The sequence below is a fragment of the Paraburkholderia flava genome (assembly GCF_004359985.1).
GTDB classification, from domain to species: Bacteria; Pseudomonadota; Gammaproteobacteria; order Burkholderiales; family Burkholderiaceae; genus Paraburkholderia; species Paraburkholderia flava.
Genome location: NZ_SMRO01000003.1, coordinates 250,912 through 276,791, shown reverse-complemented (window position 1 = coordinate 276,791; position 25,880 = coordinate 250,912). Strand labels below are relative to the sequence as shown.

At 62.5% G+C, this 25,880-nt stretch carries 23 protein-coding genes; 17 read left to right on the top strand and 6 right to left on the bottom strand.

Annotation, left to right across the window (positions count from 1 at the left end):
* The first annotated feature begins 10 nt into the window (after positions 1–10).
* On the top strand, positions 11–1,300 hold the full coding sequence (locus E1748_RS23665) for a GTP-binding protein (RefSeq protein ID WP_133650500.1): 1,290 nt from the start codon (positions 11–13) through the stop codon (positions 1,298–1,300).
* 102 nt (positions 1,301–1,402) lie between these two features.
* Here the strand turns inward: E1748_RS23665 and E1748_RS23660 are convergent, their stop codons facing one another.
* Positions 1,403–1,681 (bottom strand): HU family DNA-binding protein, encoded by a 279-nt coding sequence (locus tag E1748_RS23660; protein WP_091016988.1) that lies wholly within the window; start codon positions 1,679–1,681, stop codon positions 1,403–1,405.
* Positions 1,682–2,107: 426 nt separating this feature from the next.
* Here E1748_RS23660 and mnmC point away from each other — a divergent pair, with 426 nt between their 5' ends.
* From mnmC to E1748_RS23625, 7 genes are all read left to right on the top strand, one after another.
* Complete coding sequence (gene mnmC / locus E1748_RS23655; protein WP_133649710.1) at positions 2,108–4,066, top strand: bifunctional tRNA (5-methylaminomethyl-2-thiouridine)(34)-methyltransferase MnmC2/FAD-dependent 5-carboxymethylaminomethyl-2-thiouridine(34) oxidoreductase MnmC1; 1,959 nt, start codon at positions 2,108–2,110, stop codon at positions 4,064–4,066.
* Positions 4,067–4,892: 826 nt separating this feature from the next.
* The gene (locus E1748_RS23650) at positions 4,893–6,101 is read left to right on the top strand and encodes a cation:proton antiporter (protein ID WP_133649709.1); all 1,209 of its coding nucleotides are present in this window, start codon (positions 4,893–4,895) and stop codon (positions 6,099–6,101) included.
* 86 nt (positions 6,102–6,187) lie between these two features.
* A complete protein-coding gene (locus E1748_RS23645; RefSeq protein WP_133649708.1) occupies positions 6,188–7,303 on the top strand; it encodes a YbdK family carboxylate-amine ligase in 1,116 nt (371 codons plus the stop codon).
* 628 nt (positions 7,304–7,931) lie between these two features.
* Positions 7,932–8,576 (top strand): MarR family winged helix-turn-helix transcriptional regulator, encoded by a 645-nt coding sequence (locus E1748_RS23640; protein ID WP_133649707.1) that lies wholly within the window; start codon positions 7,932–7,934, stop codon positions 8,574–8,576.
* Between the two features lie 135 nt (positions 8,577–8,711).
* Entirely contained in the window at positions 8,712–9,425 is a 714-nt protein-coding gene (locus tag E1748_RS23635; RefSeq protein ID WP_133649706.1) for a glutamine amidotransferase, read from the top strand.
* A 135-nt stretch (positions 9,426–9,560) separates the two neighbouring features.
* Positions 9,561–10,673, top strand: coding sequence for an NADH:flavin oxidoreductase/NADH oxidase (locus tag E1748_RS23630; RefSeq protein ID WP_133649705.1), 1,113 nt, complete (start codon positions 9,561–9,563; stop codon positions 10,671–10,673).
* Positions 10,674–10,938: 265 nt separating this feature from the next.
* Positions 10,939–11,427 carry an SET domain-containing protein gene (locus E1748_RS23625; RefSeq protein WP_133649704.1) on the top strand — a complete coding sequence of 163 codons (489 nt, stop codon included), beginning with the start codon at positions 10,939–10,941 and terminating at the stop codon, positions 11,425–11,427.
* A 31-nt stretch (positions 11,428–11,458) separates the two neighbouring features.
* On the opposite strand, the gene E1748_RS23620 is transcribed toward E1748_RS23625, so the two are convergent.
* Positions 11,459–12,967 (bottom strand): sensor histidine kinase, encoded by a 1,509-nt coding sequence (locus E1748_RS23620; protein ID WP_133649703.1) that lies wholly within the window; start codon positions 12,965–12,967, stop codon positions 11,459–11,461.
* 179 nt (positions 12,968–13,146) lie between these two features.
* On the bottom strand, positions 13,147–13,833 hold the full coding sequence (locus E1748_RS23615; RefSeq protein ID WP_074262960.1) for a response regulator transcription factor: 687 nt from the start codon (positions 13,831–13,833) through the stop codon (positions 13,147–13,149).
* Between the two features lie 116 nt (positions 13,834–13,949).
* Between E1748_RS23615 and E1748_RS23610 the strand changes: the two genes are divergently transcribed.
* Positions 13,950–14,174 carry a DUF3717 domain-containing protein gene (locus tag E1748_RS23610; protein ID WP_133649702.1) on the top strand — a complete coding sequence of 75 codons (225 nt, stop codon included), beginning with the start codon at positions 13,950–13,952 and terminating at the stop codon, positions 14,172–14,174.
* A gap of 79 nt (positions 14,175–14,253) precedes the next feature.
* On the opposite strand, the gene E1748_RS23605 is transcribed toward E1748_RS23610, so the two are convergent.
* On the bottom strand, positions 14,254–14,559 hold the full coding sequence (locus E1748_RS23605) for a 4a-hydroxytetrahydrobiopterin dehydratase (RefSeq protein ID WP_133649701.1): 306 nt from the start codon (positions 14,557–14,559) through the stop codon (positions 14,254–14,256).
* Between the two features lie 260 nt (positions 14,560–14,819).
* Here E1748_RS23605 and E1748_RS23600 point away from each other — a divergent pair, with 260 nt between their 5' ends.
* Entirely contained in the window at positions 14,820–15,308 is a 489-nt protein-coding gene (locus E1748_RS23600) for an Lrp/AsnC family transcriptional regulator (protein WP_133649700.1), read from the top strand.
* Between the two features lie 31 nt (positions 15,309–15,339).
* Here the strand turns inward: E1748_RS23600 and E1748_RS23595 are convergent, their stop codons facing one another.
* Positions 15,340–15,876, bottom strand: coding sequence for a class IV adenylate cyclase (locus E1748_RS23595; protein ID WP_133649699.1), 537 nt, complete (start codon positions 15,874–15,876; stop codon positions 15,340–15,342).
* Between the two features lie 181 nt (positions 15,877–16,057).
* Positions 16,058–16,957, bottom strand: a complete 900-nt coding sequence (locus E1748_RS23590) for a LysR family transcriptional regulator (RefSeq protein ID WP_133649698.1) — start codon at positions 16,955–16,957, stop codon at positions 16,058–16,060.
* A gap of 134 nt (positions 16,958–17,091) precedes the next feature.
* On the opposite strand from E1748_RS23590, the gene E1748_RS23585 reads away from it, so the two are divergent.
* The 7 genes from E1748_RS23585 to E1748_RS23555 all read left to right on the top strand — a co-directional run bounded on the left by E1748_RS23585 (position 17,092) and on the right by E1748_RS23555 (position 25,442).
* Positions 17,092–18,615 carry a CoA-acylating methylmalonate-semialdehyde dehydrogenase gene (locus tag E1748_RS23585; protein ID WP_133649697.1) on the top strand — a complete coding sequence of 508 codons (1,524 nt, stop codon included), beginning with the start codon at positions 17,092–17,094 and terminating at the stop codon, positions 18,613–18,615.
* Between the two features lie 100 nt (positions 18,616–18,715).
* Positions 18,716–20,431, top strand: a complete 1,716-nt coding sequence (locus E1748_RS23580) for a GMC family oxidoreductase (protein ID WP_240766772.1) — start codon at positions 18,716–18,718, stop codon at positions 20,429–20,431.
* A 260-nt stretch (positions 20,432–20,691) separates the two neighbouring features.
* The gene (locus E1748_RS23575) at positions 20,692–21,471 is read left to right on the top strand and encodes an ABC transporter ATP-binding protein (RefSeq protein ID WP_133649695.1); all 780 of its coding nucleotides are present in this window, start codon (positions 20,692–20,694) and stop codon (positions 21,469–21,471) included.
* Entirely contained in the window at positions 21,468–22,229 is a 762-nt protein-coding gene (locus E1748_RS23570) for an ABC transporter ATP-binding protein (protein ID WP_133649694.1), read from the top strand. Before E1748_RS23575 ends, E1748_RS23570 begins: the two co-directional genes overlap by 4 nt.
* A gap of 51 nt (positions 22,230–22,280) precedes the next feature.
* Complete coding sequence (locus E1748_RS23565) at positions 22,281–23,504, top strand: ABC transporter substrate-binding protein (RefSeq protein WP_133649693.1); 1,224 nt, start codon at positions 22,281–22,283, stop codon at positions 23,502–23,504.
* Positions 23,505–23,586: 82 nt separating this feature from the next.
* Positions 23,587–24,471, top strand: coding sequence for a branched-chain amino acid ABC transporter permease (locus tag E1748_RS23560; RefSeq protein WP_133649692.1), 885 nt, complete (start codon positions 23,587–23,589; stop codon positions 24,469–24,471).
* Complete coding sequence (locus E1748_RS23555; RefSeq protein ID WP_166653646.1) at positions 24,471–25,442, top strand: branched-chain amino acid ABC transporter permease; 972 nt, start codon at positions 24,471–24,473, stop codon at positions 25,440–25,442. Before E1748_RS23560 ends, E1748_RS23555 begins: the two co-directional genes overlap by 1 nt.
* Positions 25,443–25,880: the final 438 nt, after the last annotated feature.

Below are 25,880 nucleotides of genomic sequence, written 5' to 3'. Positions count from 1 at the left end.
CCGTACCGCGATGAATCAGCCGCCCATTCCTGTCACCGTGCTCTCCGGTTTTCTCGGCGCGGGCAAGACGACGCTCCTCAATCACATCCTCGCGAATCGCGCGGGCCTGCGCGTGGCGGTGATCGTCAACGACCTCGCCGCGGTCAACATCGACGCCGCGCTCGTACGCGACGCGGCCGCGTTGTCGCATGTCGAGGAGCAGCTGGTCGAGATGTCGAACGGCTGTATCTGCTGCACGCTGCGCGACGATCTGCTGGTCGAGATCCGCCGCCTCGCCGGCGAGCAGCGTTTCGACGCGATCCTGATCGAGTCGACCGGTATTGCCGAGCCGATGCCGATCGCCGAGACCTTCACGTTCGTCGACGACGACGGCGTCTCGCTGTCGGATGTCGCGCGGCTCGATACGCTCGTCACCGTCGTCGACGCGTTCAATTTCCTGCGCGATTACGCGTGCACGGATGCGCTCGTCGAACGCGGTATCGGCGCGACCGACGAAGACGATCGCACGCTCGTCGAACTGCTGATCGAGCAGATCGAATTCTGCGACGTGCTCGTCGTGAACAAGACCGACCTGGTAAGCGCGGACGATCTCGCGCGGCTGCAGCACATCCTCGCGCATATCAATCCGCGCGCGGTGCAGGTCTTGAGTCGCTTCGGCGATGTGCCGCTCAATGAGGTGCTCGATACGAAGCGTTTCGATTTCGACGAAGCGGCAAACGCACCCGGCTGGCTCGCGTCGCTGCAGCACGATCACGATCATCACAGCGAAGCCGATGAATTCGGTATCCGAAATTTCGTCTATCGCGCGCGGCGGCCGTTTCATCCGGAACGTCTCTGGGCGTTACTGCATGAAGAATGGCAGGGCGTGCTGCGCAGCAAGGGGTTTTTCTGGCTCGCGACGCGCAACGACATCGCGGGTTCGCTGTCGCAAGCGGGCGGTGCGTGTCGGCATGGACCGGCCGGCATGTGGTGGGCCGCGCAGGATCGCAGCGAATGGCCTGAAGGCGACGACGAGCTGCTCGCCGAAATCACAGCTGACTGGCAGGGCGATCTGAACGATACGAGTATCGGCGATCGTCGCCAGGAACTCGTGATGATCGGCGCGGGCATCGACCCGGCTATCTGGCGCGCGAAACTCGACGCGTGTCTGCTGAACGATGAGGAATACGCACGAGGTGCGCACGCATGGTCGCACTTCAGCGATCCGTTCCCTGCGTGGAATCTCGACGCCGAAGAAGATCACGATCACAGCCATGACCACGATCATGGCCATGGCGAGATCGTGCATCGTCACGACTAAAGCCGCGACTGAAACATGAGTGCGGCGACACCGCCGCACTCGAAAATCGCAGACGAAAAAAAACCCGCCAGAGGCGGGCGTCAACAAAAAAGCAACCGATGCTTAGCGCTTGTTGACCGCGTCCTTGAACGCTTTACCAGCCGTGAACTTGACGGTCTTGGCAGCCGGAATCTTGATGGTTTCACCGGTCTTCGGGTTGCGGCCCGTACGGGCTGCGCGCTTACCCGAACCGAAGCTGCCGAAGCCGATCAACTGGACCGAGTCACCCTTCGACACAGCCTTCTTGACCACTTCAAGCAACGTGTCCAGCGTTTCACCGGTTTGAGCCTTGCTGGCGCCCGTCTGTCCTGCGACGGCGTCGATCAGTTCCTGTTTGTTCATTAAGGTTCCTTTCTGGTTTAGGTTGACACGAACAGCGCGAACGCGCCGATTATACGTGCGCGCGCCACGCCGTCGAGCAGCGACGGCTCCGGAGGCGCTCCGGACAAACGCGTCGCGCAACGTGTTGCATGACGGCCGTGCTGCCGCATCACTCCGCGGCGCTTGCTATGATAGCGCAGCGCAAACCCATACAGGACAAGGGTTTCGAAGAATTACAGCGTTCTTTGGCGGTTCCGCTTAGGAAAGTGTCGTTTTTGGAACTCGACGACACCCGCCCGAGCGTTTTGTATCGGTCGAGACGCGCGCTGACGTTGGTTTTTGCCAACGATCGCGCGCCGCCGACGCTAGTGGAACTCCGTAGAAACCCCACGGCATGCGGCTTTCCGGGCAGTCTTCGAACATCGCATCGCCGTCTTTTCGTCACGCATGACTGAACCGCTCATCCCCGCGACACTCGCGTTTCGCGATAACGGCACCCCGTTTTCGCCGCGTCACGACGACATTTATCACAGCGCCGTCGGCGCTATCGAGCAGGCGGAATACGTCTTTTTGCACGGCAACGGATTGCCGGAACGTTGGCGCAGCCGCCGCGTTTTCACGATCGTGGAGACGGGTTTCGGCATGGGCATCAACTTCCTGGCGACGTGGGCTGCGTGGCGCGCGGACCCGGCGCGCTGCGAACGTCTGCATTTCGTGTCGACCGAAAAACACCCGTTTACTGCGGACGATCTGCGCGCTGCGTATGCGGCGACCATCGCAGACACATTGGTGCTCGAGTTCGCCGAACGTCTTGCCGACGCATGGCCGACGTTGATGCCGGGCACACACCGACTCGAATTCGAAGAGGGCCGCGTCACATTGACGCTGGTGTTCGGCGACGCGACGACGACACTCTCTTCGCTATGGCTACGCGCCGATGCGTTCTATCTCGACGGCTTCGCGCCCGCGAAAAATCCCGAATTGTGGACACCGTTGTTGTTCCGGATGCTCGCGCGCCTCGCCGGCGACCAAGCAACGTTCTCCACTTACACGAGCGCCGGCGATGTGAAACGCGCGCTGACGCAGACCGGTTTCGAGTATCGCAAGGTCGATGGCTTCGGCTGGAAACGCGCGATGCTGGTCGGCAAGTTTGCGCCGCGCTGGCGTGTGCGGCGCTATGAGCCACCAGTGCCGCTCGCCGTTGAGCATCGGCATGCCGTCGTGATCGGTGCAGGCCTCGCCGGTTGTGCGGTGATCGAACGGCTTGCTGCGCGTGGCTGGCAAGTGACATCGCTGGAACGACATAACGCCATCGCGCGCGATGCGTCCGGCAATCCTGCGGGCGTATTTCATCCGCTGCTGTCGCGCGACGATAGCGTCGCTTCACGCATCACGCGTGCGGGCTTCGCGTACGCACTACAGCGTTGGACCGAACTCGAACGCTCTGGTCTATCACTATCGCGCAGCACAAACGGCCTGCTCGAACTCGCCGAAAACGAAGACGAATGGCACAGCATGACGAATGCGCTCGCTGCGTTCGGATGGCCACGCGATTACGTCATACCTGTATCACGCGACGATGCACAGCGTCTCGCTGGTGTGTCGCTCGCGCACAGCGGATGGTTTCATCCGCACGGCGGCTGGATCGATCCGGCTGCGTTGTGCGCGGCGCAATACGCAGCGGCGGGCGAACGGCTCGAGCGACGTTTCGGCGTCGATGTCGCGCGTGTCGAACGGGTAGGCGAGCAGTGGGCCGTGATCGATACATCGGGCAACACGGTCGCGATCGCACCGGTCGTGATTTTCGCGAACGCACATGAAGCCGCGCGCGTCGCTGGATTGCAGCATGCGCCGACGCGCAGCGTACGCGGTCAGTTGACGCTGCTGCCGCAGCGCATCTCATCGCCACATCTGCCGGTGATCGGCGATGGCTACGCGGTGCCGCTCGCCGACGGCATCACGCTGACCGGTGCGTCCTACGATATCGACGACACCGACACGTCGCTGCGCGCGGCGGATCACATCGACAACGTCGAGCGACTCGCGCGCATGATGCCGTCGGCCGCACTCGACCCTGACGAGGCCGCGACACTATCCGGACGCGTCGCATTTCGCTGTGTGACGAGCGACCGCATGCCGATGATCGGACAGCTCGCCGACGAAACCGTTGCCACGCGCGATGCCGACCGGCTGCGCGGTGCATGGCCGCTCGACCTGCCTCGCGCATCGGGTCTCTATGGCGCGTTCGCGTATGGGTCACGCGGTCTCGTCTGGGCCGCGCTCGGTGCCGAACTGATCGCCGCGCAGATCGAAGGCGAGCCCTGGCCGATTGAACGCGAGCTCGCCGACACGATCGATCCCGCACGATTCCTGCTGCGTGCATTGCGGCACGGCACGGTGCGCTGAAGCTCCCGTTCCCGATTTCTCCGATTTCTCGACGCACGCAAGTTATCCACGCGACGCTGTGGATAACCGTTCGAATTGCATGCGCAACTCGTGTGGAACCGATGTGGACGTAAACGGGGTAACTTCGTCGCGCGCCGTTTGACCCAAAAGTTATGCAATGGAACCGGTCGCGGCCGCACATCCTTCGCGTCCGGTTGTGCATTCGGCAAGCGGATGATTCCGTTCGGTAAACAGGGGTTGTCCACAGAAATGAGCGACCTTTGTTAACTGCTACTACGTATACATACGGTAAACCTTTTAAACCAGAAGGCGCATCGGTCGGCGGATGCAAAACGAGGCTTCGCCGTCGCAAGTGCGTCGCAAACGCAGCCGGATCGATGCTGCAATGCACGCGATGACCGGTCGGTTTTTCCTTCGAAGATCGCAAACCGCGGTTCGTTTTTACCGCCTGACGGCAGGTTCGAAGGATGTTCGGCGCGTTTTGCGTCGAGTGCGAAAAAGCTATGGCACAATCGCCGTTCTTCCCGCGTCACACGTCGCTTCGAGCGATCGACGCATCAACGGAACGGTTGCCGGTCAATCAGAATCTGATTCGAAAGTCGGCGGCGTTCATTCACCCCGGCCGGTAGCCTGAGCTGCGCAATGTCTGTTGCAGCAGGCCGCCATGCAGTGCCGGCACGTTCAGTATTCATCCGATCGCTGACAGTTCACCCGTCGATCGGCACGCAGCGCATACCGCCATACAGCCGGTGTACGCTCCACGAGCCATCGTCGCACCGCACGCTCCGTGCGGAGAACTGTCGCTGCACAAGGAGAACCCATCACGATGAAGTCGGCGTTTTCATTCTTTCCCGCGTGGCCGCTCACGCCCGATGCGATCTTCTGGGCGGGTCTCGCCTTGCTCGCTGCAGGGTTGTGCGGCGAACTCTGCTATCGCGCGTGGCGTCTGCCGCGCATTTCGGGCTACGCGATCATCGGCCTGATCGCCGGAGCGGCTGGTGGGGGTGTGATCGATGCAGGATCCGCCGCTGCTGCGCGACCGTTGCTCGACGTTGCACTTGGTCTGCTGCTGTTCGAACTCGGTAGCCGTCTCGATCTGCGCTGGATGCGCCGCAATTACTGGCTGATTCTGTCGAGCGTCGCCGAAGCGACGCTGACTTTCGTATTCGTGCTGATCGTGCTGCTGTTCCTGAGCGTGCCGACGATGGTCGCGATGGTGCTCGCGTCGATTGCGATGGCGACGTCGCCGGCAATGGTGATCCAGCTGAAGACCGAACTGCGCGCGGAAGGCCAGGTCACGCAACGGCTGATGACGCTCACCGCGCTGAACAGCATGTACGCAGTCGTGATCGAGAAGCTCGCGTCGAGCTGGCTGCATCAGGAGGTGTACGGCAATGTGTTCGCGACGATCCTGCAGCCGCTGTATCTGCTGATCGGTTCGCTGATTCTCGCGTACTGCCTCGCACGCGCGTGCAATTTCTTCTATCGTCGGATGAACATGCAGGACGAGCATTCGTTCGTCGCGCTGTTCGGGCTCGTGTTGCTCGCTATCGCGATTGCGCACGTGTTCAAGCTGTCGACCATTCTGAGTCTGCTCGCGGCCGGCATCATCGTGAAGAATCGTGATGAGCGTCCGCAGTTGTGGCCGCAGCATTTCGGCACGGCCGGCTGGCTGCTGACTGTGATCCTGTTCGTGCTGACACTGACCACATTCGAATGGAAAGACATCGCGCTCGGCGGCGTGGCCGCGCTCGGGTTGATCGTCGCGCGTCTGATTGCGAAGCTGGTTGGCGTGCTCGCGTTCGCGAAACCGAGCGGCCTGAACTGGAAGCAGGGCGTCGCACTCGGCCTGTCGTTGTCGCCGATGTCGGCGCTCGCGTATCTGCTCGTCGACGATACGTACACGCTGTACCCGAATTTCGATCCGATGCTGCGTGCCGTCGTGATGTGTTCGATCGTCGTATTGCAGATCGTCGGTCCGTGGCTCGTGTATCGCAGCCTTGCGCTGGTGGGCGAACGTCGCGACGCGGACTGAGTTCCGACTAAGCCTCACGTACATTGTTTTGTTACCGGCAGGCCGTTCGAATCGAACCGGTCTGCCGACCTGACCCAAGAGACGCTATGTCACTCGAACCCTTTATCGATTCGAAGCCGTTCACGTTCGGTATCGAACTCGAAATGCAGATCGTCAACACGCACGATTACGACCTGACGAAAGCCGGCACCGACCTGATGCGGCTCATCAAGGACGAGAAGATTCCCGGCAACATCACGCCAGAAATCACCGAAAGCATGATCGAGCTGTCGACCGGCATCTGCACGACGCACGAACAGGCAGTCGTCGATCTGCGCACGATCCGCGACACGCTGGTCGGTGCGGCCGATCGTCTGAACGTTGGTTTGTGCGGCGGCGGCACGCATGCGTTCCAGCAATGGAGCGAACGGCAGATCGTCGATACGCCACGTTTCCAGTATCTGTCCGAACTCTACGGCTACCTCGCGAAACAGTTCACGGTGTTCGGCCAGCACGTGCATATCGGTTGCCCGGATTCGGACAGCGCGCTGTTTCTGCTGCATTCGCTGTCCCGTTTCATTCCGCACTTCATCGCGCTGTCGGCGTCGTCGCCGTTCGTGCAGGGTGTCGACACGGGTTTTCACTCGGCGCGTCTGAACTCCGTGTTCGCGTTTCCGCTGTCCGGCCGCGCGCCGTTCGTGCTGACGTGGGACAGCTTCGAGGAATATTTCTCGAAGATGGTCAACACGGGCGTGGTCAACAGCATGAAGGATTTCTACTGGGACATCCGGCCGAAGCCCGGCTTCGGCACGATCGAAGTGCGTGTGATGGACACGCCGCTATCGGTCGATCGTGCTGCGGCGATCGCTTGCTACATCCAGACGCTCGCACGTCATCTGCTGCTCGACAAACCGCTGATGCCGAAAGAAGACGACTACCTCGTCTACACGTTCAATCGTTTCGAAGCATGCCGCTTCGGTCTCGCAGGGACGTGTATCGATCCGCAGACGGGGGAGCGCAAGACGATCTCGGAAGACATCATCGAAACGCTCGAACGCATCGCGCCGCATGCCGATGCACTCGGTTCCGCGCAGGCGCTGGAAGAAGTCGGCGCGATCGCGCGCAACCAGATCAACGATGCGACATGGCTGCGCGGAGTCGTTGCAGAAGAGAAGTCTTTGCATGAAGCCGTGCGGCAGCAATGTCTGCAATGGCGTGCCTAGCGTAAGTACGTAGGGCGCTTAATGTACGCGTCACACGCGGGTGATATCCCGCGTGGGACCTGCGAAAAATCTTCGGAAACCCGCTTCTCGCGGGTTTTTTAATTTCCAGTAATAGTTTCCCAAGATGTTTACGAAGAGAACGTATACGTCTGTAGTAATAGTTAACAAGCATCGACCCTTTCTGTGGATAACGCGGTAAACCCGTGCAAAGTCATCGGGCTGCGAATGCAATAACTACGCGGATCGCGAGTGCATGAAGCGTGCGGAACGCGGATAACTCTTGCGGTCCGCCGGGCGAAGCAAACGTTGTCAAGAAACGGCGCACATGTTGTGCAAGGGCTTTTCCCAGGGTTATCCACAGAATGCATGGGATAACTTAGCTGTGCGATTTGCCGCACTCGCATAGAATGTGGATTCCTGGTGCGAACGTTGTGCGGCGACGCGCGGTTTTCATCCGCATATGCGAGAGTCACGCAGCGGTCATGCGGTATTTTTTTACGGAATTTTTTCAAGTTCGTTGACGTTAACCCGTCCGGATATCGGCGGAACTTGCCCCACGAGGTTGCTTGCGATCCGGCGCCCAGCAACCAACCACGCAGCGAAAAGCTGTCACAACCAAACATAGATCATGAGCGAAGGCGTTTACGGAGAACAGGCAATGGGACGGGTGACCCATGGTCTGTTACGACTGAGCACGGCCATGCGGAGTCAGGCATGGGAATGGGCGGAAGGCGCGGGACTCACGCCGACCCAGGGTGAAATTCTCGTCTTGCTGATGCAGCGCCGCGGTCCGATGCGGCTCGGCGAAATTGCACGCGAAACGGCCTTGACGGCCGCGACGACGAGCGATGCGGTCAGCACGCTCGAGGGCAAGGGTCTGGTCGAAAAGCGTCGCGCACTTGACGACGGCCGCGCACTCGCGGTGCGTCTCACCGCACGCGGCCGCACGGCAGCGAAGCGGGCGGCGCAATGGCCGGACTTTCTGTCGAAGGCGGTGGGCACGCTGCGCGACGAAGAGCAGTCGCTGCTCTATCGCACGCTGCTGAAAACCATCCGGCAACTCGAAGTGCAGGGTGACATTCCGTCGCACCGCATGTGCGTGAGCTGTACGCATTTCATTCCGAGCAAGAATCCGAAGAAGGTCCCGCATCGCTGCGCGTTGCTCGACCTCTCGTTCTCGGATACCGACCTGCGTCTCGATTGCTCTGTTCACGAGACCGCGGACGTCGCGACGCAAAAGAAGACCTGGAAGGTCTTCGCGCAACACGCCTGAGTCCGACTCCGTTACACTGCGCCGACAAGCCGCCCCTCGAGGGCGGCACCCGCGCCGCACCGGCTTTTGCCGTGCGGCGCGGGTCGAGTCATTCGCCAATTCGTTAATCCGCCAACCTGACGACGGAAGCCGCCGATGAATGACGAAGTTCTGGCCATCCGCCACGTGCACTTCGAGGATCTGGGCAGTCTCGAACTGGTGCTGGGCGAGCGCAGTCGCCCCGTGCGTTATCTCGATATTGGCTTCGCACGTATCGAGGCGCCGGACCCGGTCGCGCCATCGTTGATGGTCGTACTCGGCGGGCCGATCAATGCATGCGACGACCTGCGCTATCCGACGCTCGTTCCTCTCGTCAAAAAAATAGAAACGCGTATTGCTGCCGGACTGCCGACGCTCGGCATCTGTCTCGGCGCGCAGCTCATTGCGCGGGTGCTCGGCGCGCGTGTTTATCGCGCGGCGCGTACTGAACTCGGCTGGTCGCCGCTGACGCTGACCGATGCGGGCCGCGCGTCGCCGGTGCGTCATCTGGATGCGGCGCAGACGTCGATGCTGCACTGGCACGGCGACACCTTCGATCTGCCGGCGGGCGCAACGCGTCTCGCATCGACGGCCGTGTGCGAAAACCAGGCATTCGCGTGGGGGCAGCACGTGCTGGGCCTGCAATGTCATCCGGAAATCCGTGCTGATCGCTTCGAGCCGTGGTTGATCGGCCATGCGAGCGAAATCGCCGCGGAAGGGACCGACGTGCGGCAGCTGCGCGACGACACCGCGCGCTTCGGACCGGGTCTCGAAAAGGCCGCTCGACTGATGTTCGGCGAATGGCTCGATCAGGTCGAAGCGAAACCGTAAACGTTGTGTAGCGCGGCGATTCACGCACTGTAAACGTCGCGCAAATACTTCCCTGCAAACATCGCGTGCCGCCCTGCAGCATTCTTGTTGCGGTGCTATTCTCGATCGCTCCTCGGCTTCCCCGGACCCGAATTCATGAGCGCCCTGTTTTCTCCGCTCACGCTGCGCAGCGTGACGCTTCCGAACCGTATCGTCGTTTCCCCGATGTGCCAGTACTCCGCAGAACGCGGCGAAGCGACCGCGTGGCACATGATCCATCTCGGCCATCTCGCGCTGTCGGGTGCGGGCCTGCTGTGCATCGAAGCGACCGCCGTTGAACCGGACGGCCGCATCACGCCCGGCGATCTCGGCTTGTGGGACGACGCGACCGAAGCCGCATTGGTCCCGGTACTTGCCGCGATCCGCCGCTACTCGCCGATTCGTGTCGCGATGCAGCTCGGACACGCAGGACGCAAGGCATCGAGCCACACGCCGTGGGACGGCGGTCAGCTGATCCCCGTGTCGGCCGGCGGCTGGTTGCCGCATGCGCCGTCGCCGGTGCCGCACAAGGCCGGTGAAGAGCCGCCGCTCGCACTCGATACACCAAGCCTCAACCGCATTCGCGAAGCGTTTGCTGCATCCGCGCGACGGGCTGCGCGACTCGGCATCGACGCGCTTGAAGTGCATGCGGCGCATGGCTATCTGCTGCATCAGTTTCTGTCGCCGCTCGCCAACCAGCGCACCGACGAATACGGCGGCTCGCGCGAAAACCGGATGCGCTTTCCGCTCGAGATCTTCGACATCGTGCGTGCTGCGTTTCCGGCGGATAAGCCGGTCGGCGTGCGCGTGTCGGCGAGCGACTGGGTCGACGGCGGCTGGTCGCTCGACGACACGATCGCATTCGCCGAAGAACTGAAGAAGCGCGATTGCGACTGGATCGACGTGTCGTCGGGTGGCGTGTCGCCGTTGCAGAAGATTCCGCTCGAGCCCGGCTATCAGGTGCCGTTCGCGCGTGCGGTTCGCGCAGCCACCGGTCTCACGACGATCGCCGTCGGCCTGATCACCGACCCGGCGCACGCCGAGCGTCTCGTCGCGGAAGGCGAAGCCGATATGGTCGCGATGGCCCGCGCGATGCTCTACGATCCGCGCTGGCCGTGGCACGCAGCCGCGCAGCTCGGTGCAACGATAGAGGCGCCGCCTCAATACTGGCGTTCGCAGCCGCGCGAGCAGAAGGCGTTGTTCGGCGACGTGTCTTTCGGTCAGCGTTAAATTCCCATGCGCGTTTTGCACCGTTAAGCGCAACGCTTCACACGTTCTATCTTTTTGACGGTTGAACGAAGCGGGTTCGACCGTGTACGATGCCGGATGTGACGCAGATGCGTCGCAGTCGACGCGGCGCCCGCAAGGCGCCGCGTTTGCCATACGCGCAACGAGAAAAGCGCGTCGTGCAGCGCCGCTTTTGCAGCGGCAGACATCGCGGTCCGCGTGACGATGGCCGCACCCCTCATCCCCGTTTTTCACAAGGATTCATTCAATGAGTTCACGCAGGATCGCCGTGCGCCGTTCAGGTGTGCACGGCAAAGGCGTGTTCGCCACCGAACCGATCGCGACGGGCGAACGCGTGATCGAATACAAGGGCGAGCGGATCTCGTGGAAGGAAGCTTTGCGGCGTCATCCGCATAATCCGGCGGAACCGAATCACACGTTCTACTTCGCACTCGACAGCGGCCGCGTGATCGACGGCAAGATCGACGGCAACAGCGCGCGCTGGATCAACCACTCGTGCGCGCCGAACTGCGAGGCCGAGGAAATCGACGGGCACGTGTATATCCATGCGCTGCGCGATATCAACGACGGCGAAGAACTGTTCTACGACTACGGCCTCGTCATCGACGAAGAGCAGACGAAGAAGCTCAAGCGCGAATACGAGTGCCGTTGCGGCGCGCGCAAGTGCCGGGGCACGATGCTCGCGAAGCCGGAAAAGTCGAAGAAGGACGCAAAGAAGAGCAAAAAGAAGAAGTGACCAAACGGCGCGCGACTTGCGCGCCGTCTGGCTAGAAATCGATCGGCGCCTGGTGCGCCGATTTTTTTTCGACACGACGTTGTTCGTCGCGGGGCGTGGCTACGACATCCGCGCCGGTCATCAGCGGAATCCGCACGATGAAGCGGGCGCCGCCTTCAGCCGCGTCCTCGTAATGCACGCTGCCGCGATGCAGCGCCATGATGTCGTGCACGATCGCGAGGCCGAGACCCGCACCACCGTCGACACTGCCGTCGCTCTGACCGTCGCCGCGGAAGAAGCGCTTGAACAGATCGGCCTGCTGGTTCTTCGGTACGCCGGGACCGTTGTCCTCGACGACGATTTCCGCCGCTTCCGTCTCGTCGATCTGGACCTGCGATACCGTCACCGTGATGCGGCCACCGTCGAGTCGCGACGGCGGCACGTACTTCAGCGCGTTGTCGAGCAGGTTCGCGATGACCTCGTGCAGCAACACCGGGTTGCCGCGTGCGATCAGCGGATGCGCGTTTTCGGGGTCGTCGAGACGCTGGAAACCGAGGTCGACATGTACGGCGAGCGCGCGCGGCACCCATTCGGCGCCGGTCTCGAACGCGAGCACGGCCATGTCGACGTTCACGAAGCGCGCGGCCTGCTCGCCCGGCTCCGCACGCGCCAGCGACAGCAACTGATTCGACAGCCGCACCGCGCGATCGGCGGCGGCGCGTAGCTCGCGCACGGCCGCGAGCGCCAGCTGCGGGTCGCGCGCGACCGCAGCCTGCTCCGCGTGCAGCTTCACCGCGGTGAGCGGCGTACGCAGCTGATGCGCGGCATCGGCGATGAATTTGCGCTGTGCGTCGAGCGCGGTTTTCAGGCGGCCGAGCAGCGCGTTCAGTGCGCCGGTGAGCGGCCGGATCTCGACGGGCACATAGGTTTCGTCGACCGGTTCCAGCGACGTGTGGGTCTGCCGGTTCAGCGAATCGGCGAGATCGGTTAGCGGATTAAGCTGCTGGTTCACGACGCGCCAGACGATCACCCAGCCGGCGAGCAGCAGCAGAAGCAGCGGCATCATGATCGCGACGAGAAATTCGGCGGCGATCTGGAACCGGTGACGCACGGGCTGACCGACTTCGATGACGATCGGATTGCCGCCGTTCGGCTGATCGACGCGAACCTGCGCAACCCGCACGCTGGTGCCCTCGTGCTCGGTCTCGAACACATACGCGTAGTGCATGCGACGCACGTTGACGCCGCGCAGCGGCAGCTTCGGATCGCCGGCGATTTCGGTTTCGCCGTCGCTGATCCGGTAGACGAGCTGTTCGACCGGATCGGAGAACATCGCCTGCGCGAGCGGGGGAACGGTGACCGACGCATCGGGGCCCGCGATCTGGATCTGCTTCGAGATTGCGGTGGCGAGATCGGCGAGCGAGCGATCGACGACGTGCTGCGTGTATTGCCACGCGAGCCAGTACGCGATCAGGCCGCTCATCAGCGCGAGCAGCGAAAGGGGGGCGGCGAGGCGGCGCAGCAGCGAGCGCCGCAGACTATTCGCGGCTGGAAGAGACATGATCGTCGGCAGGCCCGGCAGCGGATCGTGAAGATCGAGAGCGAAGGAACCGCGCAGCACCGGAGCAGGCCGGTACCGCGCGCACGGCTGCCTGCATCATAGCGTGCCTGCCGTGCGTGTTGTGCCGCCGATCCGTAGACCGGATCCGGCGGCAAGGCAACGTCGTAGTACCGCAGCCGTTATGCGGCCTGGCGGATTTCCTGCAGCAGATAGCCGAAGCCCCGCACCGTGACGATTTCGACGCGGCAGTTCTCGAGCTTTTTGCGGACACGGTGCACATAGACTTCGATCGCGGTATCGCCGAGATCGCCGCCGAAGTGCGTGAGGTGGTCCTGCAGTTGCGCCTTGCTGACCACACGACCGTGGCGCAGCAGCAGCATTTCGAGCACCGCGAATTCGCGCGGCGAGAGTTCGAGCGGCTTGTCGTCGTTGAAGATGCGGCGATCGACGCCCGACAGACGCACACCGCCGAGCGACACTTCCGGACGCGGCATGTCGCCATGCGGTCCGCTGCGGCGCATCACGGCGCGGATGCGCGCTTCGAGCTCGGCCGGTTCGAACGGCTTCAGCATGTAGTCGTCGGCGCCGGAGTTCAGGCCCTGCACGCGGTCGTTGAGTTCGTCGCGCGCGGTCAGCACGATCACGGGCGTATGCCGGTTGCTCTGACGGAAACGCGACAGCAGCGTCATGCCGTCGATGCCGGGCAGACCCAGATCGAGGATGACCAGTTCATGGCGGTTTTGGGTGAGAGCCTGTTCGGCGAAGATGCCGTCGTGGACCATGTCGACCGTGAAGCCGGCTTGTTCGAGGCTGCTTTGGATGCCGCGTGCGATAGGACGGTCATCTTCGATCAGAAGGAGTCGCATGGATTTCGCTCAAGTACAATGGGTTAGGCATACCAGCTACGCGATTCGCCGCAAGCGTGCGGCACGGAATGCCGTGCCGCGTTGCCGCGCGATGCGCCACTGCCACCACGAGAATCATGTCCGATATTACGCTCAACGAACTGGAAGCCGCGATCAACTTCTGGCGCGCCCGCTCGCCTTCGAGTGGCGACGAACTCGTTCTGTGCAAGGAGGCTAATGCGCTCTCCAAGCCATATGCGTTGATGATTGTACAGCGTCAGACGACCCATACGCGGGAAGGATTGGACCCCATTGCACGCGACGCGTGGGATTCTTACGTCCGCCTTAAAAACGGCCTGTAGAACTGAAGGTTTAAGCGTTTGCGAACCTCCAAACCGCTTTCAGCGGCTGAGGTTCGTACAAAGGTGTGGTCCGTGCCGGTCACGTGCGCGACGCGAGTTTCGCGACACCGTCTATAAACTTCGCCAGCGCGATGTCCCGTTCGGTCACGCCGTTCGCCTCATGCGTCGACAGTGTGATCTCAACCTTGTTGTACACGTTGAACCATTCGGGGTGATGGTCCATCTGCTGCGCCTTGATCGCGACGCGGGTCATGAAGCCGAACGCTTCGTTGAAATCGGCGAAAACGAACTGGCGGCGGATCGCGTCGCGGTCTGTCACGACGCTCCAGCCGGTGAGGCCGGCGAGTTGTGCGGCGCGTTCTTCGGAAGACAGTTTCTGGATCATGGCGTCACCTGCGGGCGCGCGCGTGTTGCCGCGCGCAAATCGTGTTGGGCGGTGTGACGCGCATCGGCATCGGCATCGACAGGTCGGCTGTCGCGTTGCCGACGCTCACGTACGTCACGAGCATCCCATTCTCACGCTTTTCCATCGCGACTGCTTTTGTCGGCGCAGCGCCTCGTCACATAGTGTCGTCTCTGGCGCCCGTTATTTCATGAAGTGCGACAATCGCGCATGAAAAACGCGAAACGACGCGGAGGAACTTCATGCTTGAACTGGATCATTTCGATCTTGCTCTGCTCGACGTATTGCAGCGCTTCGGCCGCGCGACCCATCAACAGCTCGGCGAGCAGGTGCCGCTTTCGCCGTCGCAGATCGGCAGGCGGTTGCAGCGGCTCGAAGCGGTGGGCGTTGTCGACGGTTATCGCGTCGTGTTGCGACCCGAAAAGCTCGGCCTTGGCGTGACCGCGTTCACGAGCCTGAAGCTCAAGCATCACGGCGACTCGGTCATCGAGCAGTTCCAGCAGCAGATCGACATGCTGCCCGAAGTGCTCGAATGCCACGCGGTAGTCGGCGATGCGGACTATCTGCTGCGTATTGTGTCGCCGGATCTGAACACGCTGTCGTCGTTCGTGATGAAGAAACTGATGCGCGTGCCGGGCGTGGACAGCGTGCGCTCGAACATCGTGCTCACGACGTTCAAGCGCAACGGTCCGCTGCCGCTCGGCCATCTTGCGGCCGGCGCGGCGGCATGAACCGTGACGCGCCGGGCGCATCGCGCATAAATCAGGCGGCCTGCAACGGCTTGCTATCCGCGTTGAGCAGATCGACGTAGGCGACCGCCACGAGATCGGCTTCCGGAACACCGAGCTTCGCGAACATCGTGTGCGCTTCGATCTCGCCGCCTTCCTCGTCGTCGTCCTCCGCGAGCAGCACCTCGAGTTCGACGAAATCGCCGAGCCCATCCACGCGATCCAGATGAATCCGCGTACGTCCGACGATATACACGTGCCGCTCCTTCGTCACGATGCCGCGCGTCGTGAGCGCGGTGGCGAGCAGCGAGTGCATCGCCTCGGGGTTCGTGACCGGGCTGCGCGTGTAGTACGACGCCTTCGGACCGTCGCGGTCGTCGCGTTGATAGAAGATCAGTTCGGCGGGCGTGCCGTCGTCGAATTGCCGCAGCTTCAGGCGGCCGCGCGGCACGTCGTAGAAAAAGTCCTGCTGACGAAAGATCAGTGGCGCTTCAGGCGACAGTTCAGCGGCGCGGGCGATCAGCTGGTCGAAGTGTCGCGCGCGGGCCTTGATTTCGATGTTGCGTGCCATGTGAAGCTCCTCGTGAAGGACAGTAACCGTAGACGGGGGCCAGAAAACAGAAACGGCCGCGCATCTCGGCGCGCGGCCCGTGAAGTACGAATCTAGCAAAAAGCGCGTGACGGTGTCGTTACGCTGCGCTGTTATGCCGCTCCATCAGCGGAACTCATATCGCACGCATTCGGGTTCGAAGTCACACCGACCATTGCTGCTCGATCAGTTTTAGCGCGGCGGCGATTGCCGGTTCGTCCTTGCGCGCGGCGAGCGCGACGAACGTGAGTTCGGTCGGCACGGTGATGCCTTCGACGATCGTCAGCGCATGCGCATGTGCTTCGGCCAGCGCGGTCGCGTCGCGTGCGAGTGTGAGGCCGACGCCCGATTTGACGAGATCGAGCATCGACGGCTCCTGGTCGACTTCCGCAACCTTGATGGGCGTCACGCCCGCTTCGGCGAACAGACGCGACAGCAACCGATGATGCGCGGACGCCGGCGGCGTCCAGATCCACGGCAGCGCGGCAAGCCCGCGCCAGTCGCGCGCCGTCTTCACCCGATCTTTCCAGCCCGCGGGCGCGAGCACCCGATACTGGAAATGCGTGAGCGTCACTGCATGGAAGACCGAGCCATCGCGTGCGTCGTCCTGCGCGGGCCGCCCGATGTAGTAACCGACGTCCAGTTCGCGCGCTCGCACGCCATCCAGCACCCAGCCCGACATCCCATGTCGCAGCGCGGTTTCGATATGCGGCCAGGTTTCGACGAGCTGCTTGAGAAAGCCACCGAGGCGCAGAAATTCCGGATCGAGAATCGTGCCGATGCGCAGCCGGCCGCGCACTTCATGACGCAGTGTCGCGGCTGCGCGCTGCACGTCGCTCGCTGCAGTGAGCGCGCGTTCGGCATGCGGCAGCAGCGCCTGACCGTCGCGTGTCAGTGCAAGGCCATGCGAGGTACGGGTAAACAGCGATACGCCGAGCGTTTCCTGCAGGTTCTTGATCTGCAGACTCACGGCGGGCTGGGTCAGATGCAGATGCGCGGCCGCGCGCGTGAGATTGCCCTCGCGCGCGACGGTGACGAATGCACGAAGCAGAGTCAGGTCCATCGCCTGATATTAGCGCGACTTATATCGCAGTTGAGCATAACTCATTGGATTTGCTGCGCGCGTCGCGATTACGCTGTGGTTCCTGTAGTCGCGGCATGACGACTTTTAGCGGTTTTCCATTGAACGAGGCATACATGAGCGAGACACATCAAAGCGAAACGCGCGTCCCGGCGCTGACCCACATGATCAACGGCCGGTCGGTCGAAGGCGCCAGCGATCGCTTCGGCGACGTCTTCAATCCGGCGCTCGGCAAGGTGATCGCGCGCGTTCCACTCGCGAGCGTCGCCGAAGTCGATGCGGCGGTGGCCGCTGCGAAAGCCGCGTTCCCTGCATGGAGCGAGATGGCACCGATCAAGCGTGCACGTGTGATGTTCAAGTTCAAGGAACTGCTCGACCGTCATCAGGACGAACTCGCCGAGCTGATCACGCGCGAACACGGCAAGGTGTTTTCCGACGCGAAGGGCGAAGTGATGCGCGGCATCGAGGTCGTCGAATTCGCGTGCGGGATTCCGAACCTGCTCAAGACCGATTTCACCGACCAGATCGGCGGCGGCATCGACAACTGGAACCTGCGTCAGCCGCTCGGCGTCGTCGCGGGCATCACGCCGTTCAACTTCCCGATGATGGTCCCGGCATGGATGTTCCCTGTCGCGATCGCATGCGGCAATACGTTCGTGCTGAAGCCGTCGGAGCGTGACCCGTCGGCAGCGGTGCGACTCGCCGAACTGTTCAAGGAAGCCGGGTTGCCCGACGGCGTGTTCAACGTTGTGCACGGCGACAAGGTCGCGGTCGATGCGCTGCTCGCGCATCCCGACGTGAGCGCGCTGTCGTTCGTCGGCTCGACGCCGATCGCTGAATACATCTACACGGAAGGCACGAAGCGCGGCAAGCGCGTGCAGGCGCTCGGCGGCGCGAAGAACCATCTGGTCGTGATGCCCGACGCCAATCTCGATCAGGTTGTCGATGCGCTGATCGGCGCCGCGTACGGTTCGGCCGGCGAGCGTTGCATGGCGATCTCGGTCGCGGTCGCGGTTGGTCACATCGCCGACGAACTGATCGAACGTCTGACGCCGCGCGTGAAGGCGCTGAAAATCCTCAACGGCATGGATGCCGCAGCCGAAATGGGGCCGCTCGTCACGGGTGTGCATCGCGAGAAGGTGAAAGGCTATATCGAAGCGGGCATCGCGGCCGGCGCGAAGCTCGTCGTCGATGGACGCGGGCATACGGTGGACGGTCACGAGAACGGCTTCTTCCTCGGCGGCACGCTGTTCGACGACGTGCGCACCGACATGACGATCTATCGCGAGGAAATTTTTGGGCCGGTGCTGTGTATCGTGCGCGTGCCGGATTTCGCTTCCGCGGTCGAGCTGATCAACGCTAACGAATTCGCGAACGGCGTGGCGCTGTTCACGTCGGACGGCGGCGTCGCGCGCGCGTTCTCGCGGCAGATCCAGGTCGGCATGGTCGGCATCAACGTGCCGATTCCGGTGCCGATGGCATGGCATTCGTTCGGCGGCTGGAAGCGTTCGCTGTTTGGCGACCATCACGCGTACGGCGAAGAAGGCGTGCGCTTCTACACGCGCTACAAGAGCATCATGCAGCGCTGGCCGGACAGCATCTCGAAGGGTGCTGAATTCACGATGCCGGTCGCAAAGTAAGCGCGACTGAGGCAAACGAAACGCCCGCTTGGCGATACGGCGGGCGTGATGGACCCATCGACATGCATGCCGCGACCGGCGGCTCATGAAGGAGACAAGGGTGAGCAATCACGAAGACGCCGCGCGCGCATCGAACCGCACGCTCGAAGGTGAGTTCGACTACATCGTGATCGGTGCGGGCACGGCGGGCTGCGTGCTCGCCAGCCGTCTCACCGAAGATCCCGACGTGTCGGTGCTGCTGCTCGAAGCGGGTGGCAAGGACGACTATCACTGGATTCACGTCCCGGTCGGTTACCTCTACTGCATTGGCAATCCTCGCACCGACTGGCTCTATAAGACCGAAGCAGAGCCCGGCCTGAACGGCCGCTCGCTGTCGTATCCGCGTGGCCGGGTGCTCGGCGGCAGTTCGTCGATCAACGGGATGATCTACATGCGCGGCCAGCGCGAAGACTACGACGAATGGGCGCGCGTCACCGGCGACTCGTCGTGGTCGTGGGACGCGGTGCTGCCGGTGTTCCGTCGTAGCGAAGATCATCACGGCGGCGCGAACGAATGGCATGGCGCAGGCGGGCCGTGGCGCGTCGAAAAGCAGCGTCTCAAATGGAAGATCCTCGAGACGTTCGCACAGGCGGCACAACAAACCGGCATCCCGGCCACCGACGACTTCAATCGCGGCGACAACACGGGCGTCGGCTACTTCGACGTCAACCAGAAACGCGGCGTGCGCTGGAACGCGTCGAAAGCGTTTTTACGTGCAGCGCTCGCGCGTCCGAACTTCACGTTGATCACCGGTGCCGTTACGCAGCGCGTCGTGTTCGAAGGCTCGTGCTGCGTCGGCGTCGAGTATCGCGGCAACGGGGTCGACTATCTTGCGAAAGCGCGCGGCGAAGTAATCGTCTGCGCGGGCTCGGTCAATTCGCCGCAGCTGCTTGAACTGTCGGGTGTCGGTAACGGCGCGCGGCTGCAATCGCTCGGCATCGACGTCGTGCGCGATCTGCGCGGCGTAGGCGAAAACCTGCAGGACCATCTGCAGTTGCGCATGGCGTACAAGGTGCAGGGCGTACGCACGCTCAACACCGCGAGTGCGCACTGGTGGGGCAAGGCGTTGATCGGTCTGCAATATGCGCTGTTCCAGAGCGGGCCGATGTCGATGTCGCCGTCGCAGCTCGGGGCGTTCGCGAAGTCGGATCCCGACGATCGTTCGATCACGCGATCCGATCTCGAGTATCACGTGCAGCCGCTTTCGCTCGATCGCTTCGGCGAACCGCTGCATCGCTTCAATGCGTTCACTGCGTCGGTGTGCCATTTGCGGCCGACGTCGCGCGGCAGCATTCACATCGCGTCGCGCGACCCGCTCGCGCCGCCCGCGATCGCACCGAACTATTTATCCACCGACTACGATCGCCACGTCGCCGCGAATGCGCTGCGTCTCACGCGACGCATCGTCAGCGCGAGCGCGCTTGCACGCTATCGTCCCGAAGAGATTTTGCCGGGCGTGGAGTTCCAGACCGAAGAGGAATTGCAGCAGGCAGCGGGGCAGGTCGGCACGACGATCTTCCATCCGGTCGGCACGTGTCGGATGGGAACCAGCAACGATCCAGGCGCGGTGGTCGACAGCCGGTTGCGTGTGCTGGGTGTCGAAGGACTGCGTGTCGTCGATGCGTCGGTGATGCCGACGATCACATCGGGCAACACGAACTCGCCGACACTGATGATCGCCGAACGTGCGAGCGACATGATTCGCGCGGACCGTCGTGCGGCGCACAGCACGTCAGCAGTGCAACCGTTGTCCACGCCGTCGATGTCGGTTGCGTGACGGTTGTGTGAGACCCGCAACGAACCCGAGCCTGCGCGGGTTTGCCGCATGGGCGCGGGACGTCCACTAAGTGCAAATCCCAATGATTGCGCTGCATCATTGGCGAGACAATGACTCCCATGCTGCATGGCGCGGCATGGATTACCGTCCGCAGCAATGCGCCATGCCACGATCGACACGGGGGGTCGTCGTCTTCGCACTGCGCGTTTACGCGCACTGAAGATCGCCAGCGCTTCGCCTCACTTCGCATGGAAGGGAACATGATTCTCGGCGATTCGATTCTCGAAACGCGCGGACTCACGCGGGAATTCAAGGGCTTTATCGCCGTCAACGGTGTGAACCTGCGCGTGCGGCGCGGTTCGATTCATGCGCTCATCGGTCCGAACGGTGCCGGCAAGACGACCTGCTTCAATCTGCTCACGAAGTTTCTCGAACCCACTGCGGGGCAGATCGTCTTCAACGGTATCGACATTACAGGTGAGCGTCCCGCGCAGATCGCGCGTCGCGGCATCATCCGGTCGTTCCAGATTTCCGCTGTGTTCCCGCATCTGACAGCATTGCAGAACGTGCGCATCGGGCTGCAGCGTTCGCTCGGCACCGCGTTTCATTTCTGGAAGAGCGCAAATACGCTGCGTCAGCTGGATGATCGTGCGATGGATCTGCTCACGCAGGTGGGTCTGACCGATTTCGCCGACGTGCCTACCGTCGAGCTGTCGTACGGCCGCAAGCGTGCGCTCGAAATCGCGACGACGCTCGCGATGGAACCCGAACTGATGCTGCTCGACGAGCCGACGCAGGGCATGGGTCACGAAGACGTCGATCGCGTCACTGCGCTGATCAAAAAAGTATCGAGCGGTCGCACGATTCTGATGGTCGAGCACAACATGAACGTGATCGCCGGCATCTCCGACACGATCACGGTCCTGCAACGCGGCGAAGTGCTCGCGGAAGGCAGCTACGCAGAGGTATCGAAGAACCCGCTCGTGATGCAGGCCTACATGGGCAGCGCCGACGCGGCACTTGCCGGAGCGCACGCATGAACACAGTAGCCGAGCGCGAGAACGCCGAGGTGAGCGACGTCGCAGACAGCGGCGAGCCTGCGTTGCAGATCGCGGGCCTGCAGGCCTGGTACGGTGAGTCCCACATATTGCACGGTGTCGATCTGAACGTGCATCGCGGTGAGGTCGTCACGCTGCTCGGCCGCAACGGCGCCGGCCGAACGACCACGATGCGCGCGATCATGGGTCTCACCGGTCGTCGCACCGGTTCGATCCGTATCGGCGGACGCGAGACCATCGCGATGGCCACGCACCGGATCGCGCATTGCGGCGTCGGCTATTGCCCGGAAGAGCGCGGCATTTTCTCGAGCCTGTCGTGCGAGGAGAATCTGCTGTTGCCGCCGCCCGTCGGTGCGACCACGAAAGCGATGTCGCTCGACGAGATCTACGCGATGTTCCCGAATCTCTCCGAGCGTCGCGCGAGCCAGGGCACGCGTCTCTCCGGTGGCGAACAGCAGATGCTCGCGGTCGCGCGCATCCTGCGCACCGGCGCGAACCTGCTGCTGCTCGATGAAATTTCCGAAGGCCTCGCGCCGGTGATCGTGCAGGCGCTCGCACGGATGATCGTCACGCTGAAGTCGCGTGGCTACACCATCGTGATGGTCGAACAGAATTTCCGTTTTGCCGCACCGCTCGCCGACCGCTTCTATGTGATGGAGCATGGACGCATCGTCGAGCACTTCGGGGCCGGGGAACTCGAAAGCAAGATGCCGGTGCTGCACGACCTGCTCGGGGTATGACACCTGATCTGAGAACATCCCACAACAACGCAGAAAACGAAGGAGACAGGCATGAAAAGGACAACTCTCGCGCGACTATCGTCGTTCTGTTTTGCGCTCGCAGCCGGCGTCGCGGCTGTCGCGTTAACGACGGGCCCGGCGCGGGCAGCCGATGATGCAGTGAAGATTGGCTATATCACCGACCTGTCGGGTCTGTATGCCGACATCGACGGTCCGGGGGGGCTCGAAGCGATCAAGATGGCGATCGCGGACTTCGGCGGCAAGGTGAACGGCAAGCCGATCCAGCTCGTCTACGCGGATCACCAGAACAAGGCGGATATCGCGGCGTCGCGCGCACGTGAGTGGTTCGACCGCGACGGCGTCGACATGCTGCTCGGCGGCACGAATTCGGCAACCGGCCTTGCGATGAATCAGGTCGCGGGCGAGAAGCACAAGGTGTACATCAACGTCGGCGCAGGCGCCGACACGTTGACGAACGAGCAGTGCACGCCGTACACGGTCCACTATGCGTACGACACGGTCGCGCTCGCGAAGGGCACAGGTTCTGCCGTGACGAAGCAGGGCGGCAAGACGTGGTACTTCCTCACCGCCGATTACGCGTTCGGCAAGGCGCTCGAGAAAGCCACGTCGGACGTCGTGAAGGCGAACGGCGGCCAGGTGCTCGGCGCGGTGCGGCATCCGCTGTCGGCGTCCGACTTCTCGTCGTTCCTGCTGCAGGCGCAGGCATCGAAGGCGCAGATTCTCGGCCTCGCGAACGCGGGCGGCGACACGGTCAACTCGATCAAGGCAGCGAAGGAATTCGGTATCACGAAGACGATGAAGCTCGCCGCACTGCTGGTGTTCATCGACGACATCCACAGCCTCGGGCTCGAAACCACTCAAGGCCTCGTGCTGACCGACAGCTGGTACTGGAATAAGGACGCGGCGTCGCGTCAGTGGGCGCAGCGCTACTTCGACAAGACGAAGAAGATGCCGTCGAGCCTGCAGGCCGCCGACTACTCCGCGACGATGACGTACCTGAAAGCGGTGCAGACAGTCGGCTCGACCGACTCCGACAAGGTGATGGCGCAGCTGAAGAAGCAGAAGATCGACGACTTCTATGCGAAGGGCTACATCCGTCAGGACGGCAGCATGATCCACGACATGTACCTGATGCAGGTGAAGACGCCGGCCGAGTCGAAAGAGCCGTGGGACTACTACAAGATCACGGCGACGATCCCTGGCGAGCAGGCCTTCACGACGAAGCAGGAGACGCGCTGCGCGTTGTGGAAGTAGGCCGTAGACACGCGCCGTTCGCCTCGCTTCCCGTGAGCGCCGGCGCGTGTTGATTTCATCTTGACGACGGACTACGCGTTCAATGGATATCTTTGGCATTCCGCTGCCGGCGATGCTGAGCCAGCTATTGCTCGGGCTCGTGAACGGATCGTTCTACGCGATCCTGAGCCTGGGCCTCGCGGTGATCTTCGGCCTGCTCAACGTGATCAACTTCGCGCACGGCGCGTTGTTCATGCTGGGCGCGATGCTCGCGTGGATGGGGCTCTCCTATTTCGGGCTGCCGTACTGGGTGATGCTCGTGCTCGCGCCGCTGATTGTCGGCGTGTTCGGCATGGCGATCGAACGCTCGATGCTGCGCTGGCTGTACAAGCTCGACCACCTGTATGGGCTGCTGCTGACGTTCGGGCTCACGCTCGTCGTCGAAGGCGTGTTTCGGTCGATCTACGGGTCGTCGGGGCAACCGTACGATGTGCCCGAGCTGCTGTCGGGCGCGACCAATCTCGGCTTCATGTTCCTGCCGAATTATCGTGCGTGGGTTGTCGTCGCGTCGCTGGTCGTCTGCTTCGCGACGTGGTTCGTGATCGAGCGCACGCGGCTCGGCGCGTATCTGCGCGCAGGCACTGAAAACCCGAAGCTCGTCGAGGCATTCGGTATCAACGTGCCGCTGATGGTCACGCTCACGTATGGCTTCGGCGTTGCTCTCGCAGCATTCGCCGGCGTGCTCGCGGCGCCGATCATCCAGGTGTCGCCGCTGATGGGCCAGCACATGATCATCACCGTGTTCGCGGTCGTCGTGATCGGCGGCATGGGGTCGATCATGGGATCGATCGTGACGGGGCTGCTGCTCGGCGTGATCGAAGGCTTTACGCGGGTGTTCTATCCGGAAGCGTCCGCGACAGTGGTGTTCGTGATCATGGCGCTCGTGTTGCTGGTCCGTCCGGCGGGCCTGTTCGGCAAGGAAAAATGATGCAGAGAAAAGCGCTCTATGGCGTGCTGCTGCTCGCGCTGATCGTCGCGCCGTTCATCGGCGCCTATCCAGTGTTCGTGATGAAGGTGCTGTGCTTCGCGCTGTTCGCGGCGGCGTTCAATCTGCTGATCGGCTACACGGGGCTGCTGTCGTTCGGCCACGCGATGTTTCTCTCGACCGCCGGCTACATCACCGGCTACGCGATCCAGACGCTTGGCCTGACGCCCGAGGTCGGCGTGCTGGCCGGCGTGGCGGCGGCGACGCTGCTTGGGCTGATCGTGGGTCTCTTTGCGATCCGGCGACAAGGCATCTACTTCGCGATGGTCACGCTCGCGCTCGCGCAGATGGTCTACTTCGTGTACCTGCAGGCGCCGTTCACGCACGGCGAGGACGGGCTGCAAGGCGTGCCGCGCGGCAAGCTGCTCGGGTTGCTGGATCTGTCGTCGGATCTCGCGCTGTACTACGTCGTGCTCGTCGTGATGGTGCTCGCGTTCCTGCTGATCGTGCGGATCGTGCATTCGCCGTTCGGGCAGGTGCTGACTGCGATCAAGGAGAACGAGCCGCGCGCGGTGTCGCTCGGCTACGATACCGATCGCTTCAAGCTGCTCGCGTTCATTCTGTCGGCGGGTATCGCGGGGCTCGCGGGTTCGCTCAAGGTGCTCGTGCTGGGTTTCGAAACGCTCGGCGATGCGTACTGGACGATGTCCGGCCTCGTCATTCTGATGACGCTGGTGGGTGGCATGGGCACACTGTTCGGACCGCTGCTCGGTGCCGCGCTGATCGTCGCGCTCGAAGACCGGCTCGGCGACATCGGCACGGCGCTCGCGTCGTTGACGGGGGTCGACTGGTTCCGTTCGCTCGGCGAGTCGACGACGATCGTCACGGGTCTGATTTTCATCGCCTGCGTGCTGGCTTTCCGGCGTGGAATTGTCGGCGAGATCGTTGCGCGGGTGAGACCGCTGCGCGCATGATTCACGTATGCACAAAGACTGGAATGCTTCGGTATCCGATCTAAATGCACCGCAAAATTTCCGGGACTAATTTCGCCGAAATTGCGACATTCGCCTTTGTGCAGCCGCCCCAAATCAGTGCCGCAGTGCACCACTAGGGTAAATGCTAGTTGTCCGGCCAGGGGCACGCGTTTAATCTTCACGCAGTTCGATGCACCGCAGATTTGCAGGTGGAGAACGAGGAGACATGAGGCACTCAGTGCCCAGACGAAAGCGCTGTTGGATGGTATCCAACAGCGCTTTTTATTTGGTCTTTCTCATTCGATTTTCCACTCGCTGATGCATTCATTTTTCTCCAGTGGCGGGGCATTCGCTCACGCGCTTCGCGACACCCATTTTCCCTCCCTCAGATCCTTGCAAAGCGCTTGCCGTATGCGGCTTGGGTCCGTTAAACTCGCA

What these genes read in the sequence shown, in the direction of transcription:
- E1748_RS23630 (WP_133649705.1), top strand. Translation starts at nt 9,561, where the DNA reads ATGAGCGCCCTGTTTTCTCCGCTCACGCTGCGCAGCGTGACGCTTCCG.
- E1748_RS23645 (WP_133649708.1), top strand. Translation starts at nt 6,188, where the DNA reads ATGTCACTCGAACCCTTTATCGATTCGAAGCCGTTCACGTTCGGTATC.
- E1748_RS23570 (WP_133649694.1), top strand. Translation starts at nt 21,468, where the DNA reads ATGAACACAGTAGCCGAGCGCGAGAACGCCGAGGTGAGCGACGTCGCA.
- E1748_RS23600 (WP_133649700.1), top strand. Translation starts at nt 14,820, where the DNA reads ATGCTTGAACTGGATCATTTCGATCTTGCTCTGCTCGACGTATTGCAG.
- E1748_RS23555 (WP_166653646.1), top strand. Translation starts at nt 24,471, where the DNA reads ATGCAGAGAAAAGCGCTCTATGGCGTGCTGCTGCTCGCGCTGATCGTC.
- E1748_RS23565 (WP_133649693.1), top strand. Translation starts at nt 22,281, where the DNA reads ATGAAAAGGACAACTCTCGCGCGACTATCGTCGTTCTGTTTTGCGCTC.
- E1748_RS23585 (WP_133649697.1), top strand. Translation starts at nt 17,092, where the DNA reads ATGAGCGAGACACATCAAAGCGAAACGCGCGTCCCGGCGCTGACCCAC.
- E1748_RS23620 (WP_133649703.1), bottom strand. Translation starts at nt 12,967, where the DNA reads ATGTCTCTTCCAGCCGCGAATAGTCTGCGGCGCTCGCTGCTGCGCCGC.
- E1748_RS23610 (WP_133649702.1), top strand. Translation starts at nt 13,950, where the DNA reads ATGTCCGATATTACGCTCAACGAACTGGAAGCCGCGATCAACTTCTGG.
- E1748_RS23660 (WP_091016988.1), bottom strand. Translation starts at nt 1,681, where the DNA reads ATGAACAAACAGGAACTGATCGACGCCGTCGCAGGACAGACGGGCGCC.
- E1748_RS23560 (WP_133649692.1), top strand. Translation starts at nt 23,587, where the DNA reads ATGGATATCTTTGGCATTCCGCTGCCGGCGATGCTGAGCCAGCTATTG.
- E1748_RS23640 (WP_133649707.1), top strand. Translation starts at nt 7,932, where the DNA reads ATGAGCGAAGGCGTTTACGGAGAACAGGCAATGGGACGGGTGACCCAT.
- E1748_RS23635 (WP_133649706.1), top strand. Translation starts at nt 8,712, where the DNA reads ATGAATGACGAAGTTCTGGCCATCCGCCACGTGCACTTCGAGGATCTG.
- E1748_RS23595 (WP_133649699.1), bottom strand. Translation starts at nt 15,876, where the DNA reads ATGGCACGCAACATCGAAATCAAGGCCCGCGCGCGACACTTCGACCAG.
- mnmC (WP_133649710.1), top strand. Translation starts at nt 2,108, where the DNA reads ATGACTGAACCGCTCATCCCCGCGACACTCGCGTTTCGCGATAACGGC.
- E1748_RS23615 (WP_074262960.1), bottom strand. Translation starts at nt 13,833, where the DNA reads ATGCGACTCCTTCTGATCGAAGATGACCGTCCTATCGCACGCGGCATC.
- E1748_RS23590 (WP_133649698.1), bottom strand. Translation starts at nt 16,957, where the DNA reads ATGGACCTGACTCTGCTTCGTGCATTCGTCACCGTCGCGCGCGAGGGC.
- E1748_RS23650 (WP_133649709.1), top strand. Translation starts at nt 4,893, where the DNA reads ATGAAGTCGGCGTTTTCATTCTTTCCCGCGTGGCCGCTCACGCCCGAT.
- E1748_RS23625 (WP_133649704.1), top strand. Translation starts at nt 10,939, where the DNA reads ATGAGTTCACGCAGGATCGCCGTGCGCCGTTCAGGTGTGCACGGCAAA.
- E1748_RS23575 (WP_133649695.1), top strand. Translation starts at nt 20,692, where the DNA reads ATGATTCTCGGCGATTCGATTCTCGAAACGCGCGGACTCACGCGGGAA.
- E1748_RS23665 (WP_133650500.1), top strand. Translation starts at nt 11, where the DNA reads ATGAATCAGCCGCCCATTCCTGTCACCGTGCTCTCCGGTTTTCTCGGC.
- E1748_RS23605 (WP_133649701.1), bottom strand. Translation starts at nt 14,559, where the DNA reads ATGATCCAGAAACTGTCTTCCGAAGAACGCGCCGCACAACTCGCCGGC.